Source organism: Actinoplanes utahensis, assembly GCF_016862455.1.
In the GTDB taxonomy this organism is placed as follows: Bacteria; Actinomycetota; Actinomycetes; order Mycobacteriales; family Micromonosporaceae; genus Actinoplanes; species Actinoplanes utahensis.
The window spans coordinates 82,084-97,531 of record NZ_BOMZ01000091.1; the positions used below are offsets into that span (position 1 = coordinate 82,084).

The following is a 15,448-nucleotide window of genomic DNA, read 5'->3' on the forward strand; positions in this document are numbered from 1 at the left end:
GCTCAACACGTAGTCATGCGTGCATGCCTGGTTCGGGGAGGAACCGAGTGAAGAAATCCATTGCGCTGGCCGGCGTCACCATGCTGGCCGGCAGCGTTCTCGTGGCCACCGCCACGAGCAGCTCCGCGGCGCCCACACCTCCGGTCACGCCGCCGTCGCAGGCCCAGGCCGTCGAACGTGCCGACGATCTGATCGAAGCCGCTCCCGCCGCCGTCGAGGCCGCGCCCGGCGAGACCTACTCCGTCTACCGGACCAAGATCGACGCCGACGGCTCCGCCCACGTCCGGTACACCCGGCAGTACCGGGGCCTGCGCGTCTACGGCGGTGACTTCGTCGTGCACACCCGGCCCGGCGGCGCGTACAACGGCACCTCGGTCGGCCTGCACGACCCGCTGACCCTCAGCGCCACCCCGACGATCGCCGCGGCCGCCGCGGAGAAGGCCGCCAAGGCGCGCTTCGAGGGCCGGGTCAACACCGCGGAAGCCCCCGAACTGTTCGTCGACGCGAGCACCGGCACCGGCCGTCTGGCCTGGGAGACCGTCGTCAGCGGGTGGGCCGCCGACGGCCAGACCCCGTCCCGGCTGCACGTGATCAGCGACGCGCGGACCGGCGCGTTCATCGGCGAGTTCGACGACATCGAGACGGTCGCCGGCACCGGCGCGAGCGTCTACTCGGGCACCGTCGCCGTCGACACCACGCAGTCCGGCTCGACGTACAGCATGATCGACCCGTCGCACGGCAACGGCCGTACCTGCGACATGAACAACGGCACCAGCACCTGCACCACCTTCACCGACGCCGACAACGCGTGGGGCACGGGCGCGACCTCGAACCGGCAGTCCGCCGCCGTCGACGCCCACTTCGGCGCCGCCAAGACGTTCGACTACTTCAAGAACGTGCACGGCCGCAACGGCATCTTCGGCAACGGTACGGGTGTCCCGTCCCGCGTCCACTACGGCAACGCGTACGTGAACGCGTTCTGGGACGGCTCCCAGATGACCTACGGCGACGGTTCCGGCAACTCCCGCCCGCTGGTGTCCCTGGACGTGGCCGGCCACGAGATGTCGCACGGCGTCACCGAGAACGTGGTGTCCGGCGGCCTGACCTACTCCGGCGAGTCCGGCGGTCTCAACGAGGCCAGCAGCGACATCTTCGGCACGATGGTCGAGTTCTACGCCGACACCGCCGCGGACCCGGGCGACTACCAGGTCGGCGAGAAGATCAACATCAACGGCAACGGTACGCCGCTGCGCTACATGTACAACCCGACCCTCGACGGCAAGGGGCACGGCTGCTGGTCGACCAGCACCAACACCGTCGACGTGCACTACTCGTCCGGCGTCGGCAACCACTTCTTCTTCAACCTGGCCGAGGGCACCGGCGCCACCGCGTACGGCACCTCGCCCGTCTGCGGCTCCGCGCCCGCCGTCACCGGCATCGGCCGGGACAAGGCCGCCGCCATCTGGTACCGGGCGCTGGACGCCTACTTCACCTCCAACACCCGCTACGTGAACACGTCGAACCCGTCCAACACGGCCCGCGCCTACACCCTGCGCGCCGCCACCGACCTGTACGGCTCGTGCTCCACCGAGTACCGGACCGTCCAGGCCGCCTGGACCGCGGTCAACGTCGCCGGCAGCGACTCCACCTGCTCCACCGGCAACGACTTCGCGGTGTCGGTCAACCCGGCGTCCGCCGCGGTGAACCCCGGCTCGTCCGTCACCGCCACCGTCAGCACCGCCGTCACCGGCGGCAGCGCCCAGACCGTCGCCCTGACCGCGTCCGGCCTGCCCAGCGGCGCCACCGCGTCGTTCAGCCCGGCCTCGGTCACCGCCGGCGGCACCTCCACGCTGACGATCGCCACCACCGCGGCCACCGCCCCCGGCACCTACCCGGTCACCGTCAACGGCGCGGGCGCCTCGGCCACCCGCACCGCCACGTTCACCCTGACCGTGAACGGCTCCGGCGGCGGCAGCTGCACCGGCACCAACGCCACCGACGTGACGATCCCGGACAACACCACCGTCACCTCGGCGATCACCGTCAGCGGCTGTGCCCGCAACGCCTCGTCCGCCGGCAAGGTCGAGGTCCACATCGTGCACCCGTACGTCGGTGACCTGGCCGTCGCCCTGGTCGCCCCGGACGGCAGCGTCTACACGCTGCGCAGCCGGTCCGGCGGCAGCGCCGACAACATCGACGCCACCTACACGGCCAACCTGTCCACCGAGGCGGCCAACGGCACCTGGCGCCTGCGCGTCCAGGACGCCGCGTCCGCCGACACCGGCTACCTCAACAGCTGGACCCTGACCCTCTGATCCGATCACCGCGGCCGGCTGTCCCCCGGGCAGCCGGCCGCGGCATCCGTCGGCTACGCTGCGACCAATTTCGATCATGGGGGAACTCGGAATGGTCTTCACCGGTGGCAGGCGTCGGGGACGCCGTACCGTCTCGATCGTGGCTGTCGCGTCCGGCCTGGTGGCCGCCGCGGCGGGCCCGGCGTCCGCGGAGGATCCCGCGCCGGATGTCACGGCGCCGGTCATCACGGACCTGGGAATCGAGCCCGGGAAGCTGATGCCGCGGACGTTCAAGTTCGAACCGGTCGTGACCGATGACGTCGGTGTCGCGAAGATCGAGGGCTCCCTCGCTGGTCAGCGCTATCACGTGTGGTGCAGCCTGGTGTCCTGCACGGTCGAGACCACCAACGTGGAGCACGATGCCGAGGTGCCACTGGCGGTGTGGGCGACCGACGTGGCCGGAAACAAGAGCGAGGTCGTGACCACGACGGTGCGCATCGACAGGGAGTCGCCGACGGCGACCCTGTCGCCGGCGGTCCGTTCCACGATGAAGAGCGGGCCGGTCACCATCACCCTGTCCAAGGTGCCGGAGGACATCGCGACGATCGAGATGACCGCCGGGTACAAGGGCGAGGTCTTGGACAGCAGGACCGAAGGGCCGTGGGTGTTCACCTGGAACGCGGTGGCCGGCGCGCCCAGGCTCCACTTCCGGTTCGTCGACCGGGCCGGCAACGAGATCATCGCGAGCAGCGAGTACGTCGTGGACGACGATGCCCCGATCATCGAGCGCGTCGACTCCGTAAGCACGTACTCGCCCGGCCGGGTGGACCTGAACGACGGCTGGGTCGGCTCGTTCAGCCGCCTGAGCGCCAAGGTCAGAGACGCCTCGAAGGTCACCCGTATCGAGTGGCGGCTCAACGGCAAGGTCGCCTCGAACTCCTTCGAATACTTCTGGATTCCCGGGAACCTGAACGCCACCCAGGCGGTGGTCACGGTCCAGGTCTGGGACGCGCTGGGACACGCCTCGGCGCCGAAGCTGTTCCGTGTCAACATCGACAGCACGGCGCCGGCCATGACCGTGACCCCGGCCGAGGGCGCACTGATTCGGGGCACGACGTTCCGAACCTCGGTCAAGGCCACCGACCCGCACGGCGTCTCCTGGGTTCAGCTGCAGGGGCCGGACAACCCGACCGGATCGCGGGCCGACACCCTGACCGTGCCTTCCGGCCGTGACGGTGCCCGCACGGTGACCTGGCTGAGCGTCGACAACCTGGGCAACTCCGTCTCTGCGGACCGCACGGTGATCGTCGACAACACGGCGCCGGTCGTGGGGTACAAGAGCGGCCCGAAGAACCTGTCGAAGCTGACAGGCAAGACCGCGCTGACCGCGGCGGCCCTGGACCGCAACGGCATTCTCGGCGTGCAGTTGCTGGTCAACGGCAAGGTGGTGGCGACCGACGTGACCGGCCCGTACAGCTTCGTGCTCGACCCCAAGAAGTACGGGACGACGTTCACCGTCCAGTTCCGGGGCTACGACAAGGCGGGCAACTACCAGCACAGCGCCAAGCTCACCTACCGCCGCTGACGGGTCAGGAGCACGCGGGCTGGGCCTGGAGCGCGCCCACCAGGGTGGTGGCGGAGGCGGTGTGTTTGGCGTACGCCTCCGGGAAGGCGGAGATCTGCACCGCCTGCGCCGCCTCGGTGAGCCGCATCTTCCGCCAGCCCTTGACCTTGAGCAGCTTGTCGTAGAACTTGTGGGTCTGGTAGGCCGGATCGGACAACTGCCGGGGTGTGCCCCATCCCTGGCTGGGCCGCTGCTGGAACAGGCCGATCGAGTCCCGGTCCCCGCCGCGCAGGTTGCGCAGGCTCGACTCCTGCAACGCGGTGGCGACCGCGATCACCAGCGCCTCGTCCGGCACCTGCCGTTGCCTGCCGATGGTGACGATGAGCCGGGCGTTGGCGATCTGCTCGGCGTTCCATCTCCCCAGATCTTTCGGGGGTACGGGGCCGGCGGCGCATTTCGTGTCGGCGCGCACGAGCGGGCTTGCCAGAAAAGCGATGACGACGGCGACGACAGTCACGAGGAACGTGCGCACAGGCGAGCGGAACCTTCCGGGGGGTGCGGGGCCTCGCGAAGGCTACCTGTCGACCGCCGTCGACAGTGGACTCGCGCCGCACAATGATCCGTTCAGCCGATCACCGACCGTCCGTGTGCCGGATCGCCGGGGTTCCGGAACCTCGGCGGCGATCAGGGGCTGAGCTGGGCGGATGTGGGACCGGTACCGAAACCGGTTCCGGGTGGCATTGACTCCGGTCGACGGCGGTGCCACGGTGACGACTAGAGAGCGGTTTCACGAGTTGTTCCCCACTTGGAAACAGACTCGACACATCCCCTGAGGAGTCCCTCCCGTGATGAACCCTGCCCGGAAACGGTCGTCACCCCGTACCAGAAAGCTCGCTCTGACCCTGGCGATCGCCGGCCTGATGGCCGGCTTCCTCACCGCCACCACCGGCCCGGCAGCGGCCGCCGAAGTGCTCGTCTCCCAAGGGCGGGCCGCGACCGCGTCGTCGACCGAGGCGGCCGGCGCCTACCAGGCCCGCGAAGCCGTCGACGGCGACGACGGCACCCGGTGGGCCAGCGCGTACGCCGCGAACCAGTGGTTCCAGGTGGATCTCGGCGCGCCCACCGCGGTCAGCCGGATCGCGATCGACTGGGAGGCGGCGTACGCCCGCGCCTTCACCATCCAGTTCTCCACCGACGGCAGCACGTGGAGCCAGGTCCACGTGACCACCGGCGGGACCGGCGGCCGGCAGGACATCGCCGTCGCCGGCACCGCCCGCCACGTGCGGATCAACCTGACCCAGCGGGCGCTCGAAGCGTACGGCTACTCGTTCTGGGAGTTCCGGGTCTATTCCGGATCACCGGCGCCCACCTCGGGACTGCTCTCCTACGGCAAGCCGGCCCAGGCCTCCAGCTGGCAGAACGACGTGAACTGCAACCCGTGCAGCCCGGACAAGGCGTTCGACGACGATCCCGCCAGCCGCTGGGCGACCAGTTCCACGACCGGCTGGGTGGATCCGGGCTGGATCTCCGTCGATCTGGGCGCGACTGCGCAGATCAGCCAGGTGGTGTTGCAGTGGGACCCGGCGTACGCCCGCGCGTATCAGCTCCAGGTCTCGCCCGACAACGCCACGTGGACGACGATCTACAGCACCACCAGCGGTGACGGCCTCAAGGACGTCCTGAACGTCACCGGCTCCGGCCGGTACGTGCGGCTGTACGGCACCGCGCGCAACGGGCCCTACGGGTACTCGCTGTGGGAGTTCAGCGTCTACGGAACCGGTGGGAACCCCGTGACCCCGCCCGCCCGGCCCGCCGACCCGGTCTTCCCGGCCACCCGCCTGGTCTTCGCCGACGAGTTCGACGGTCCGGCCGGCGGCCGGCCGGACGCTGCCAAGTGGACGATGGACCCGGGTGTGCCGCAGAACGGCGAGATCCAGTACTACACGCCGAACAGTGAGAACGCGTCCCTCAACGGCGCCGGGCAGCTCGTCGTCGAGGCCCGCCGGCAGGACTACCAGGGCCGGCAGTACACCTCGCACCGGATGAACACCAGCGGCAAGTTCCACGTCCAGTACGGGCGGATCGAGGCGCGGGTCAAGGTGCCGAAGGGCAACGGGCTGTGGCCGGCGTTCTGGATGATGGGGGAGGACTTCCTGCAGGGACGGCCGTGGCCGTACAACGGCGAGATCGACATCATGGAGGTCCTCGGCCGCAACACCGCCGAGGCGTACTCGACGCTGCACGCCCCGGCCTACAACGGCGCCGGAGGGTACGGCCAGAAGTACGCCACCACCGACCTGTCCCAGGACTTCCACGTGTGGGCCGCCGAATGGGACAGCCGGGGCATCCGCTTCTTCCTCGACGGCCGTCAGGTCTTCGACGCCGCCAAGGAGACCGTGGAGAACACCCGCGGCCCGTGGATCTTCGACCACCCGTTCTATCTGATCCTGAACCTGGCGGTGGGTGGCGACTTCCCCGGCCCGATCGACGCCACCACCCCGTTCCCCAGCCGGATGCTCGTCGATTACGTCCGCGTCTATCAATAACCGCGGCAGATCAGGGCGCGGGCGTACGCCGGATCGTCCAGATCGAACGTCGCGGTGACACCGAGGTATTCGGCGGCCAGCAGCTCCGGCGGTTTGCGGTCCGGATCGCGCAACCAGGCGCGAACCGCGGCGACCGCCTCCGCCGGAGCCAGGCCGTCGTCGACCAGCGAGGCGTGCAGCATCCAGTAGAGGAGGGAGGCCACCCGGTCCGGAATCGCCTCGGTGAACCCGACGGCCGCCGTGAACCCGCGGGTCAGCAGCGCCTCGGCGAGCGGTTTCACGGCGTTCGGATCGGGCGGCAGGATCGCGACACCGCCCGTCGTCGTGGCGATCCCGGACGGGGCGAGGACCTCGGAGCCGGCCAGCTCGAGGGCGCCGTCCGCGGTGACACCGCAGCCCAGGTGCAGCATCGAGGCGTTGAGGTGTGCCTCGACCTCGGCCGCGGTGCCGTCGCCGTGGCTCTGCTCGATCGTCTGGCCGAGGCCGGTGGACGTCGGATAGAAGGCGCGGCGCAGTCGCAGCGCGTCCATCGTGGCGGTCTCCCGGTCCCGGCGCGGATTGGCGACGAACACCGCGGCCTCGGCGATCGGGCGGTGGCCCCGGCGGATCAGGGTGAGCAGTTCGGCGGCGGTGCGGACGTACGACACGGTGGCGTCGCCGTCGACCGGGACGGTGGCGGCGACCCGGCCGGTCCAGCGGGTGCCGTCGGGAACCGGAGCGAAGCGGCCGGTGGCGGCGTCCAGGGCCAGCGACGGGAAGACCAGGGCACCGATCCCGGCGTCCCGCATCGCGGCGGTGACCTCGGCGAACGCCGCGTCGAACCGAGCGGGGCGGGGGAGTTCGGCGGCGATGCGGGCGGCGACCCGTACCGCATCGGGGGTCAGGGCCGGAAGATCGGGCGCAGCCCGGTCGAAGGATCGTGCCGCCACCCACCGGTCGTCCGGAACGTCCCGCCAGTCCGTGCCGTCGCCGGTGTGGTGGCGGGCGATCAGGGCGGCGGCCAGGGCGAGATGGTCGGCGGGGCGTGCGCCGGGGGCCTCGGCGATCGCCGCGGTCAGCGCGACGTGGTCGTCGACCGTCGCGGGATCCCGGCCCTCCAGCAGGGCGTCCGGACCGACGCTGAGCAGGGCACGCAGCTCGGCGGCGGGAGTCGCGGGGATCGGCGCGGGGCGCCGCCGGGGCAGAGGACCGCTGTCGGGTACGGGTCCGTCGACCACCGCGACCCGGCCGACATCGAAGGGCATGTCCGGCTCGGCCCGTTCGGCGAAACCGAAGTGCGGCTCCTCGGTCGCCGGTGGTGGCGTCGTGGCTGCCGGCGGCCGGAAACCGGAGAACGACGACATGTCCGGCATCGGTGGTACGGGCATGCCGCTGCCGCCCATCTGCTGCTGCAAGGACTGCGCCGCCGCGAGAGCCTGACCCAGCTTGCTGAAGTCCATGCCGCCCGGCCCGCCGAGCATGCCCCGCAACGCCTCACCGACGGTGACCAGCGTCCGGGCCGACGACACCATCTCCGCACTGATCTGCGGCCCGTCCGCGACCTCCCGGAACAGCGCGATCGCCCGGTCCACGTCCCGCAGGTCGGTCGGCTGCCCACCGGTCATCAACCGCATCATCGCGTCCGGCGAGTTCATCCCGGAAGCCGGTCCGGCCAGCAGCAACTGCCCCAGGACGATCTTGGAGCCGCCCGCCACCACCGGCGCCTGGTTCGGGAACCGCAGCGACTCGTCGAGCAGGTGCACCGCGGTGGTCCGGTCCTGGACGGTTCCGCCGTGCGCCAGATGCCGCACCCCGTACAGCCAGCCGAGTTGTCCCGCGACCTGCCCGCGCAGCGCCTCGCCCGGCTCGATGCGCTGGTAGGCCTGCTCCAGCACGGTGATCGCCTGGTCCAGGTACGGCCGCCCGGTCACCGACCCCGGCCCGGCCCGCAGGTAACGGTTGGTGAGGTCGGCACCCCGCTCGACCATCGACCGCAGGTCCTCGTTCTCCGGCATGATGCGATCTCCCCTCACTGTCCGCCGTGGATGAACGCCGCCCAGGCGGCCACCTCGCCGAGGTCGGCCTCGGCCAGCCGGTCGCGCAGCGCGGTGGGCATGTCCGGCGGGATCTCGCGGTCCGGGTCCAGCATCCACAATTGCGCGTCCCGCAGCGCCGCCCACGCCGGGCGGCCGGCCACCCGCAGATGGCGGTGCACCATGAACATCAGCGCCGAGGTGGCGCTGTCCGGCACGTTCCACTGGCTGGACAGCACGGTCCGCGCGCCACCGGCCAGGAACGCGGTGCCGAGGCTGTACGCCTCGTCGTACCCGCTCAGCGACAGCCCGGTCCGGCAGGCGGCCAGCACCACCAGGCCCACATGCCGGTCCGGCACCGCGCCGAGCAGCGTGACCAGCTCGTCCGCGGTCAGCTTGCCGTCCCCGCGGTCGGCGGCCAGCTGCAGATAGGCGGCCGGCCGGTCACCCCCGGACCGCACCAGACCGTGGCAGGCCAGGTGCAGCACACCACCGGCGGCCGGTGCGGGTGTGACGAGCCAGGCACGGACCTCGTCGGCGGTGCCGCGGCCGGACCGGCTCGACGAGCCGTCCGGGCGGCGGCCCAGGTAACGGGCGCCGGGATAGAAGGTCTGGCGGATCGCGTACGCCTCGATCCGCGCCGCCGGAAGGGGCCGTGCCGACTCGTCCGGGGTGTCCGGATCGCCGATGATCAGGCCGGTCGCGGTGTGCGGCACCGCGGGCAGGACGGCCGAATGCACGAGCATCCGGGCCGAAGCGGCCTGCGAGAGGGCGATCAGCTCGACGGCGTACCGGCCGTCGGCGCGGCGGGCGGCCTGCCACGGAATGCGCGACAGCTCACCCATCGGGATCAGCACGATCCGTGGCGGCCGGCCGTCCGGGGCGGGCAGCCGTGGCAGATACGTCTCGACGAGCGGCCGCATCGCCGAATCCCACGCCCAGCGGCCGACCTCCTCGAGGCGGGCCGCGAGATCCTCGTCGGTGACCGGCTCCTCCTCGGCGTCCTCGAGATCCCGTTTCGCCAGGGCGGACAGGTACTCGTCGACATTCGGCACGTCGCCGAGAGTCAAGCCCATCAAGGTGAGGAAGCTGGGCGGCCCGGACGCCGGGGCGATCACGGCATGGCCCGGGCGGACCTTCTCTCCCGGTACGAGGTACACCAGCGCATCCGCGTCCAGGTAGGTGAGCGCCTGCTGGATCTCCGCGAAGCCGGGCGGATCGAGCAGCGGGGCCGTCGTGCCGTGCGTGGACAGCGCCTTCATCACGTCCCGGCGCAAGTCGGCCGAGAGCGCCGCCGGATCACCGGCCGCCGCCGCCACCCGCCAGCGCTCGGCCAGCCCGGCCGCACCGGCCTCGACCAGCCGCTCGGTGAGCGACCCGGTCACCGTGGCCGCGAACAGGGCCAGTCCCCGGCCGGAGTCCAGGGCCGTGATCGCGGCGGCCGGGTCACCGGCGGCCAGGCATTGGCGGGCTACGTCGATGGCCTGGTCACCGGCGGTGCGGACGGCAGCGGTCGCGGACCCTAGATCCGGCTGGACCAGCACCTGCCAGACCGTGCCGCGCAGCCCGTCGAGGGCGGCCAGGTGGAAGTCCGGCCGCTCGCCGATCATCCGGTCGACCTGGCCCCGCATCTCGTTGATGATCTGCCACTGCGGGTGGTGCGGCCCGCCCGCCACCGCGTGGGCCTCGTCGATGATCTTCTTCGTCTCGCGCAGATCGTCACCGGCGCCGGTGTTCTCGTGGCGGCGCAGCAGCGCGGTCGCCAGGGAACCCAGGAAGAAGACCCGTTGCGGATGGTGCGGCCCGGCGGTCTCCAGCGCCCGGCGCAGCTGGCCGATGCCGAGCGCGATCCGGGCGGGGTCGTCCTCACGGCCACCCCACATCGCGGCCATGCCGGCCTGACTGTGCATGAGCGCCCGGTCGGCGCCGCCGAGACCGGCCTGCTCGGCGTGGGCCACGAAAGCGTCCAGTTGCTCGTCGGTCGGCCGGGGCGAGTCCTCCTGCAGCATGCCGGCGAAGGCGTCCAGAGAAGGCGACGTCTCGTCGAACGCCGCGCGGACCGGGCCGTCCGGGGGCAGCTTGGCGAGGGTCTCCCGGATGGTGCCGGGGTCGAAGTTCCGGTCGGCGAGCATCCCGGCCATCCGGGTGATCACCTCGGCCTCGGGCAGGCCGGCGACCGCCGGCGGCAGGTCGGCGAGGAAACCGGCGACCTCGGTGGGCAGGCGGGACATCGCGCCCGGGTCGTCGTCCTGAATCGCGGTGGCCCACCGCAGCGCCATCCGCCCGGAGGCGAACAACGGTTGCAGCCCCGGGTCGGCGGCGTTCTCCGCGGCCAGCTTCTCCAGGACCTCCAGGCTCGCGCGCGGATCGGTGGGATCCTGCACGAGCATCAAGATCTCGGCGGCGGTACGGGTCCGGCGCCAGCCCGCGGTGCCCGGCGGATCGGTGTCGGCCGCCGCGAGCAGAGCCGGAAGCGCCCGCGCCCGGTGCGGCTCCGGCATCGTCCCGGCCCGGAAGATCGTCTCCACCAGGCCGGCAGCGAGCCGGGCCCGGCCGGGTGTCGTCTCCGGGAGCCGCGCGAAGTCACGCAACGCCTCGTCGAGGTCCCCGTGCCCGGCTACCGCGCTCGCGATGGCGGCGTAGCGCGCGATCACGTCGTCCTGGTCGCTCACCGGTCCTCCAATCAATACGTCCCTCCCTTCTGACGGACCGTCCATCTCGGATGGCTCACGGGCCGCTCTCGGGTGGCGGACCCTGCGTTCCCGCGTCCTCGCAAGCGGACCGTGCGTCCTCGATCGCGGACGGTCCGTCAGAGGAGAGCAGCGACCAGGGAGGAACCATGATCGATCCGGAGGCCGGCCGATGAGCGCCGTGTACGCCCTGCTGGTGGGCGTGGACCGGTACGCGGCATCCGACTCGCTGGTGCCGGACCTGCGCGGCTGCGGCAACGACGTGACCGACGTGCTGGCCATGCTGCGCACCACGGTCCGGCCGGGCACCGGCCTGCATCCGCTGGTGCTGCGGGACGAGCAGGCGACCTTGTCCGGGGTGGTGGCCGCGTTGCGTACCCATCTGACCCAGGCCGGGCCGGACGACACCGCGCTGTTCTGGTTCAGCGGGCACGGCTCGCAGGCGAAGGCGCCGGCCGACGCGTGGGTGGTGGAAGGCACCGGGATGGTCCAGACCCTGGTGTGCCACGACAGCCGTACCGCGGGCGTCCCGGACCTGTGGGACAAGGAACTCTCGGTGCTGCTGGACGTCGTCGCCGCTCGCGCCGGGCACGTCGCGGTCGTCCTCGACTCGTGCCACTCCGACAGCGGAACCCGCGTGATCGGCTCCCGCTCACGGTCGGTGCCGCCCGGCCCGGACCGTGCCACCCGGACCCTGTCCGTCAGCGCCCCGCCGGCCCCCGAGCACGTGGCGCTCGCCGCGTGCCGCCGGGAACAGAAGGCCGAGGAACGCGAGTTCGACGGTACCCATCACGGCCTGTTCACCTGGACGCTGCTGCGCGCGCTGCGCCGGCTCGGCCCCTCGGCCACCTATGCCGAACTGCTCGCCGCGGCCCGCAGCGAAGTGGCCCGGCGTGGCGCGTTCCGGCAAGTGCCACAGCTCTACCCGGCGACGTCCGAACTGACCGGCATGCGGTTCCTGCGCGGCGAGGCCGGCGCCGCGCGCACCGGCGTCACCCTCTCCAGCGAACGCTACGGCTGGCAGATCGACGCGGGCCGGGCACACGGCCTGCCGTCCGATCCCGCCGGGCTGCGGTTCGGCGTACCGGGCACCGGCTGGGAGGTGCGCGTCGACGAGGTACGGCCGGAACTCAGCCTGGTGACCCCATTACCCGGCTGGCGGCCCGACCCGGACCGGCAGTACCCGGTGGCGATCACGGCCCTGCCCCGGCCGGTCGCCACGGTCGCCGGCGCCGACGTCTCCGGGTCGCCCTACCTGCGGGCCGCCGAAGACGGCGAACCGGTCACCCTCACCGTCACCGCGGCCGGACCCGGCCGCGCCCACATCACCGACCGGCAGGGCCGGACCGTCGAGGTGGACGCCGCCCCCGAGCAGGTGACGGCGACCCTGGAACACGTGGCCCGATGGCTGTGGCTGCGCGATGAACTCCGCAACGACGGGTCACGGCTGGGCGAACCGATCCGGCTGGAGTTCGTGCCGGTCGCTCCGGAACAGACGGTCGAGGACCTCGGGGGCCGTTCGTACCAGGCCGAGTACACCTGGGACGGAACCCGCTGGACCGCGCCGGAGATCCATCTGCACCTGCACAACACCGCGGACCGGCAGCTGTACGTCACGGTGCTGGACCTCACCCCCGGCTACGCCGTGCACGCGAAACTGTTCCCGCCCGCACCGATCGGCGCCGGCCGCAAGGTCGCCGCGATGGAGGGCCGCCGCATCCGGATCTCGCTACCGGCGAGCGAGCCGCCCGAGCCCGGCCGGTCGAACAGCGACTGGCTGGTGGTGGTGGCTTCGGAACGGCCGTTCGCCGCCGATCCGTACCTGCTGCCCCGGCTGGGCATCGGCTCCCGCGAGGTGCGCGACATGGAGGCGGTGGGCCCGCCGACGTCCACGGGCGGCGACTGGACGGTGCAGCGGTACGAGCTGCGCACCCGAGTGCCGAATGATGCACACTATCCCCATGATCATCCACCCCGGTGATCGGCCACGACGATGACGCTGACCGACCGGCAACGCCAGGACCTGTACCGCCTCCTCGCCACCGAGCTACGCACGGCCCTCGCCATCCCGCCGGACACCGCGCCCACCACTCGGAACGACGCCGAGCCTCCCGCTCGTGAGGATGGTGAGTTCTCCCTTCGGGAGGGCGCCGCGTCTTCCGCTCGGAAGGGTGTTGAGCTGTCCGTTCGCGAGGGCGCCGCGTCTCCCACCCAGGAGGGCGCTGAGCTCTCCGTTCGGCAGGGTGCCCCGTACACGACCCAGGGAGGCGCCGCGTCCACGAGTCCGGGAGGAGTCTCGCCTCCCGCTGCGGAAGGCGACGCGCTCGCTGCTGTGGAGATCGACGCGCTCGCCGATGCGCTCGCCGCGCGGCGAGCGGCGCTCACTGTCGCGGACGGCCCGCCCCTGCCCTGCTGAAAGACGACACAGGCTTCCCGCCGTAGATCGGAATCTTGCCCGATGCGGCCCCGCACGCTGCTGCGATGGCTGACGGCCCACCTCACGAGACACCCTTTTCGGCGGTACGCCCACAAGCTCCCACCGTCCGCGTTCCCCACCCGAACTCGCTGCCTGCTCCGCTCACCCTTCGCTGTGCACAGTGCGGGAGCATCGGGCGGCCGGACCGTTCTTCGGCCAGCCGGTGGGCCGGGCCAGATCCGGCCGGCTGTCAGTGCTGTCTACCCCCGGCTGGTCGTCACTGCTGTCTCCGGCCGGAGACAACCGTGACGACCAGCCGGGAAAGTACAGCACTGACACCTGGCCGGGGCGTCACATGCCGTTCGTGCCGGTCGCCGTGTGGGGGCGGGCGGTGGGATCGGCGGCGGGACTCCGCGCCGGGGTCAGGGGCGGGTGTTGACGATGGACAGGACCGTGGTGACGATGCGGTTCAGCGTGGCCATGTCGGTGAGCGCGCCCGCCACGTCGCCCAGTGGGTCGGGTGCCGTGTGCGGAGCCTGGTCGAGGGTGGTCGTGACCGCGCCGCCGAACACCGTGCGGATGACGTCGACGACGATCGTCTCGGCCGGTTCGCCGTGGCTCAGGCGGGTCTCGATGGCCTGCACCGCGTCGGCGGCGAGCCGCAGCAGCTCGGTTTCGACGCGGTCGTTGGCGTCGCTGAGCGCCAGCGGGCTGACGGCCTCCCCGGCGTCCAGCGGCGCCCTCGCGACCGGCGGCTGTTTGGCGCCGAGCGGCCGTTCCACATAGGCCTCGTACCATTCGGGGCGGCGGCGCATCACCGTCAGCACGGTGTCGACGTCGCGCGCGGTCACGGCCGGGGTGCTGCCGGACCAGTCGCCGGTGGCGGTGGCCCGGTGCTGGGACCACACCTCCAGCGGCCACACCTCGGCGCCCGCGGTGACGCTGACCCCGACCCAGGTGAGGACCTCCAGGGCGAGTGTGGTCAGCCAGCGGTCGTTGCCGAGTGCGGTGGCGACCCAGCCGGGCAGCCGTGGCCGCTGGAGCGCGCCGCGCGCTCCGCGGCGGCGCCGGTGCCCGTCGACGGTGGCGGCGACGAGCCGCCGGGTGATCCACGCTTCGAGTCGGTGCACGGGCTGGCGGGCGTGTGCGAGGAGATCGGCGACGACCGCCTCGACGTCGTCGTGGAAGCGGTCCAGGCATTCGTCGGTCAGGTGCGCCACTCCGGACGCGCAGGTCGCGTGCCCGCGCAGTTGTTCGAAGCGGCGGGTGATCCGCGCGTACACGATGGGCCACACCACGTCGTAGGCGGCGCCGGTCAGCTCGGCGCGTTCGGCGGGGGTGGCGGCGGCGGCCGTCGCGGTGAGGGTGCCGGCGCCGGCCAGGTCGCGGAGCCGCTGCACCCGGTCGGGGCGCTGCCGCTGCCGGGGCGCGACAGGCAGGGCGGGCGCGGCGTTGAGCCGGGCGCCGCCGCGCGGCTGGTGCACGCCCGCCCCGGCGTGTTCAAGGCCCTGCGTGCCGGCCGGTGTCCCGCTGGAGGCGCCCTGCGCGCCGGCGGGCGAGCCGTTCGGGGCGGCCTGCGTGCCGGTGGGCGACCCATTGGGGGTGCCTTTCGTGCCGGCGCGTGGTCCGTTGGGAGTGCTCTGCCGGCCCCGGACCTGTGTTGCGGCCAGACGCCGGGCCGACCCGTTCGCGACTCCCACCTGCGTTCCTTCCCTCCCGGAAGCGATGTGACCGGCCCGTCAATCCCGACGGCCGGTCATCCCGGACAGCATGGCCCAAACACGCCGCGTGCGCCCTTCACCACTCGTGGTTGCACCGGTTCGGCAGTCCATTTCGTACTTTCAGACAGACCTCTGCCGGATGATCGTCGATCAGCCCTTCAGGGGCTTCCCGGCTGTCCGTCAGAAACCCGCGTCCCTGTCCACA

The 15,448-nt window shown here is 72.0% G+C and carries 8 protein-coding genes; 4 read left to right on the plus strand and 4 right to left on the minus strand.

All coding sequences use genetic code 11. From position 1 onward, the window contains the following. Nucleotides 1–47 precede the first annotated feature (47 nt). Nucleotides 48–2,315: a M4 family metallopeptidase gene (locus tag Aut01nite_RS33165; protein ID WP_052164024.1), complete on the plus strand. Its 2,268-nt coding sequence runs from the start codon at nt 48–50 to the stop codon at nt 2,313–2,315. A gap of 139 nt (nt 2,316–2,454) precedes the next feature. Next, nucleotides 2,455–3,879 carry an Ig-like domain-containing protein gene (locus tag Aut01nite_RS33170; RefSeq protein WP_152628851.1) on the plus strand — a complete coding sequence of 475 codons (1,425 nt, stop codon included), beginning with the start codon at nt 2,455–2,457 and terminating at the stop codon, nt 3,877–3,879. A 4-nt stretch (nt 3,880–3,883) separates the two neighbouring features. Here Aut01nite_RS33170 and Aut01nite_RS33175 read toward each other — a convergent pair whose 3' ends face one another. Then, on the minus strand, nt 3,884–4,390 hold the full coding sequence (locus tag Aut01nite_RS33175) for a hypothetical protein (protein WP_043527651.1): 507 nt from the start codon (nt 4,388–4,390) through the stop codon (nt 3,884–3,886). Nucleotides 4,391–4,706: 316 nt separating this feature from the next. Between Aut01nite_RS33175 and Aut01nite_RS33180 the strand changes: the two genes are divergently transcribed. Further along, the gene (locus Aut01nite_RS33180; RefSeq protein WP_043527650.1) at nt 4,707–6,404 is read left to right on the plus strand and encodes a discoidin domain-containing protein; all 1,698 of its coding nucleotides are present in this window, start codon (nt 4,707–4,709) and stop codon (nt 6,402–6,404) included. On the opposite strand, the gene Aut01nite_RS33185 is transcribed toward Aut01nite_RS33180, so the two are convergent. Together Aut01nite_RS33185 and Aut01nite_RS33190 are read right to left on the minus strand one after the other, a co-directional pair. Next, a complete protein-coding gene (locus Aut01nite_RS33185; protein WP_043527648.1) occupies nt 6,398–8,398 on the minus strand; it encodes a hypothetical protein in 2,001 nt (666 codons plus the stop codon). The genes Aut01nite_RS33180 and Aut01nite_RS33185 overlap by 7 nt on opposite strands. A 14-nt stretch (nt 8,399–8,412) precedes the next feature. Further along, nucleotides 8,413–11,088: a CHAT domain-containing protein gene (locus Aut01nite_RS33190; RefSeq protein WP_052164023.1), complete on the minus strand. Its 2,676-nt coding sequence runs from the start codon at nt 11,086–11,088 to the stop codon at nt 8,413–8,415. A gap of 190 nt (nt 11,089–11,278) precedes the next feature. Between Aut01nite_RS33190 and Aut01nite_RS33195 the strand changes: the two genes are divergently transcribed. Next, complete coding sequence (locus Aut01nite_RS33195; protein WP_043527646.1) at nt 11,279–13,087, plus strand: caspase family protein; 1,809 nt, start codon at nt 11,279–11,281, stop codon at nt 13,085–13,087. Between the two features lie 857 nt (nt 13,088–13,944). Here the strand turns inward: Aut01nite_RS33195 and Aut01nite_RS33200 are convergent. Further along, nucleotides 13,945–15,222 (minus strand): hypothetical protein, encoded by a 1,278-nt coding sequence (locus Aut01nite_RS33200; protein WP_152628850.1) that lies wholly within the window; start codon nt 15,220–15,222, stop codon nt 13,945–13,947. Nucleotides 15,223–15,448: the final 226 nt, after the last annotated feature.